Source organism: Streptomyces sp. NPDC002130, assembly GCF_040296465.1.
In the GTDB taxonomy this organism is placed as follows: domain Bacteria; phylum Actinomycetota; class Actinomycetes; order Streptomycetales; family Streptomycetaceae; genus Streptomyces.
The window spans coordinates 1-3,047 of the sequence record NZ_JBEOXI010000484.1 but is presented as its reverse complement, the minus strand read 5'-3'; the positions used below and the strand labels follow the sequence as shown (position 1 = coordinate 3,047).

Annotated in this window: 4 protein-coding genes; 3 read left to right on the top strand and 1 reads right to left on the bottom strand. The window is 61.4% G+C overall.

What is annotated here, in order from left to right; genetic code table 11:
• Positions 1 to 50 precede the first annotated feature (50 nt).
• Positions 51 to 428 (top strand): hypothetical protein, encoded by a 378-nt coding sequence (locus ABT116_RS41460; protein ID WP_037129464.1) that lies wholly within the window; start codon positions 51 to 53, stop codon positions 426 to 428.
• Between the two features lie 23 nt (positions 429 to 451).
• Complete coding sequence (locus ABT116_RS41455) at positions 452 to 1,117, top strand: aminopeptidase P family N-terminal domain-containing protein (protein ID WP_209923606.1); 666 nt, start codon at positions 452 to 454, stop codon at positions 1,115 to 1,117.
• A 336-nt stretch (positions 1,118 to 1,453) separates the two neighbouring features.
• Here ABT116_RS41455 and ABT116_RS41450 read toward each other — a convergent pair whose 3' ends face one another.
• Positions 1,454 to 1,948: a hypothetical protein gene (locus ABT116_RS41450; RefSeq protein WP_003941270.1), complete on the bottom strand. Its 495-nt coding sequence runs from the start codon at positions 1,946 to 1,948 to the stop codon at positions 1,454 to 1,456.
• A 124-nt stretch (positions 1,949 to 2,072) separates the two neighbouring features.
• Between ABT116_RS41450 and ABT116_RS41445 the strand changes: the two genes are divergently transcribed.
• Positions 2,073 to 3,047: IS481 family transposase (locus tag ABT116_RS41445; protein ID WP_351645440.1), on the top strand; the 975-nt coding region annotated here is incomplete at its 3' end.

Here is a 3,047-nt window from a genome sequence, read left to right as displayed (position 1 = left end):
GCCGCTGAGCTCCGCACCGACACGCAGTTGAAGGGCTAGCGCTGCAGGGTATGCCAACTTACGTCGCCTGGCAGGTGACGGAGGTTCTCGACGAAGGTCAGCCTATTCCCGACCACGCGGTGCAGTTCGCCAAACATCTTATGTCAACGACACACGAAAGTGTGCTCGAACGCGTCGGTTTCGAGCACACACTCATCGACACAGTGGAGGGGGGCGGGCCTGAAATCGTAGTGCCACCTTGGGCAGTGCAGCAGTTCGCTGCAATCGGCACCCCTGCCGAGTTGATCGAGAGAATCGCCGCGGCCCACGCGGCTGGAGCGGACTCATGGTCTTGCTCATTCACCGGAACCCCTCAAGAAACTGCTGCAAGCATGACCCGCTTCGCCGAGCAAGTTATGAAGCCATTGCGTTCCCACATGGCCGCGTAGCGAATACCGAAAAGGACTTGATCATGGCAGATCTCAATCGAGACGTAATTGAGCGACTGTTGGACGCCAGTGCGGAAAGTGGGCTGGCGGGCGTACTGGCGTTATCTCCAGAGAATTTCGCGTATCTGGCTGGTTTTGCTGTCCCCTCACAGGAACCGCTCCGGTGGCGCCACGCGGCCGTGGCAGTCAACACCGACGGCCGAGCAGCAGTGCTGTGTGTCGACATAGAAGAAACCACTGTGCGTCACAGGCTTCCCGACGTCGATGCTTACGTGTGGCAGGAGTTCGAACAGAACGCGGTGGCCGTGATGGCTCAGATGCTTCGTGAGCTGGGTATGGAGAGCGGGAGCATTGGGGTCGAAACGGACTACATTCCCGCTAGAGATTACGAAGAGCTGACTGCCGCGCTTCCGCATGCCCAGCTACGGAGCGCGGAAAGAATGTTTGCGCTCCTGCGAATGCGGAAGAGTCGCCGGGAAGTGGAGTTGATCCGTGAACTGAGTCGCACAATAGATGCGGCCCTGGCCACCGCATTTGCGTCGGTGCACGAAGGGAGCTCGGAACTCGATCTCGCCGGAGCTGCCGTGGCGGCGCTTTCGCCGGCGGAGTCGACCGCGAACGCGGGATGGTCACCGCCAGCGGTGCCCGCAGCCATTTCCCGAACGTCCGCGCAACAGAACGACAATTAGTAAACGGAGATGTTGTTCGACTCGAACTGTTCGGGGTGAGCGGGCCGCCTCGACGAGGCCGTCGAGTTGTTTCGGTTCCGGATGATGCCCTACATGCTGTACCTGGCGCGCGGACGAGACCAGTTCAAGCCTGCGTGCTCAGTCCTGCTCGACAGCGACGGTGCTGGTCAGGAAGCTCGACGACAGATCCTCAAGGGTGGAGCCAAGGGCCGTCCGACCGTGACAAAAGATTTGAATGATGACCTTCTCTTGCTGCGCCCCGAAGCCGGAGTCGTGCCGTGGCGCCGTCCGTCCATCCCAGGTAGGACCGAAACTGATACGGGAGACCTTGAGGAGTCAGATCTTGGTTGGGTGGCCTAGTTTTGGACCGGGTGGTCTCAATCGATCGTTGAGTTGGTTGGGTGCCAGCTGGGTTCGGGTCGATCGTTCGGCGGTGCCGCGGCGGGTGGGGGTGTACACGCGGTAGGTGATGATGGTTCTCTTTCTCCGGCGGTCTTTCACTCCTGCGTGAGTGGATCTGTCCCGGATACCGTTGGGGCGGAGCGTAATCCGCTGGTCGCTGCGGTGGTGTTGTTTTGTGGTTGGCGGCGGCGGGTTAGGGCGTGTCCGTCGGAGCTTGGCCGCGGTGGTGAGGAGGTACCGTTCGGCGGCGGCGTAATCGGTGGTCCTCTTGCCGGAGGCGCTGGTGGTGCGGGTGATCAGTTCGAGGTAGCGGCGCCGAAGCGCGCGGGCGTCGGGTTGGCCGAGCAGGAATTCGGTGGCGGCGACGACCTCTGGACTCGGCGCGGTGTGTGTCGCTTTGGCGGGGGTACGCTTTTTCTTCGCGGTCACCGCGTGCTCGCTAGGTGTTGTGGGTATGGACGTTGCTGACGAGGGATTGAAGTAGACGGGCTGGTCCTCGGCGTAAGAATGGGAGTTGCGACATAACCGTTCTCGACCAAGAAGGACCAGCCCTGTGACACACCGTAATGCTCCACTCACCGTGGAGGGAAGACGACGCCTGATCGAGCGCTGCCAGAGTCGTCCGATCGCCCACGTCGCCGCCGAAATGGGTATCTCACGACAATGCGCCTCCACGTGGGTCAACCGTCACCGCAAATATGGTGACCTGGGACTACAGGACCGCTCCAGCGCACCGAAACACCAACCCACCGCCACAGCCGCGGAGGTCGTGGCCGACATCGAGTCGATGCGACGAACCCGGAAATGGTCCGCCTCACGCATCACGTTCGAACTCCGAATGGATGGAACGGTCATTGCTCGCCGGACCGTCACGAAAATCCTGCGGAACCTCGGATTGCACCGCCGCCGGTTCATCGACCCGAACGGCGAAACCAACCGAAAACCGCAGGTCATCGTTGCAAAACGACCCGGCCAGATGGTCCACGTCGACATCAAGAAAGTCGGGAAGATCCCCGACGGCGGCGGATGGCGTGCCCACGGCCGCGGCTCCGAGCAGGCCAAACGATCGCAGCGTCGGAAAACGAAGAACAAGCAAGCCCGGGTCGGGTACACCTATTTGCATTCCGCGATCGACGGGAACACCCGCCTGGCGTACACCGAGGCACGCGACAACGAAACCGCCGCAACAGCCATCGATTTCATGAACAACGCCCGACTCTTCTTCGCCGCACACGGCATCACCCGTATCGAGCGCGTGATCACCGACAGCGGATCATGCTATCGGGCAGCAGATTTCACCGTTTCACTCCGCGAAGCTCGGCACTACCGCATCAAGCCGTACACCCCGAAACACAACGGGAAGGTCGAACGCTACAACCGCATCCTCGCCGAAGAACTGCTGTACTCCCGCGAGTACACCAGCGAAGCTGAGCGGCGCACTGCCGTCGAAGTCTGGAATGTTCACTACAATTACCACCGACCGCATTCAGCACGCGGAGGACGACCGCCCGCCGCTTACCGCCGGCAC

Coding starts and splice junctions, on each gene's coding strand:
- ABT116_RS41460 (WP_037129464.1), top strand. CDS start 51: ATGCCAACTTACGTCGCCTGGCAGGTGACGGAGGTTCTCGACGAAGGT.
- ABT116_RS41455 (WP_209923606.1), top strand. CDS start 452: ATGGCAGATCTCAATCGAGACGTAATTGAGCGACTGTTGGACGCCAGT.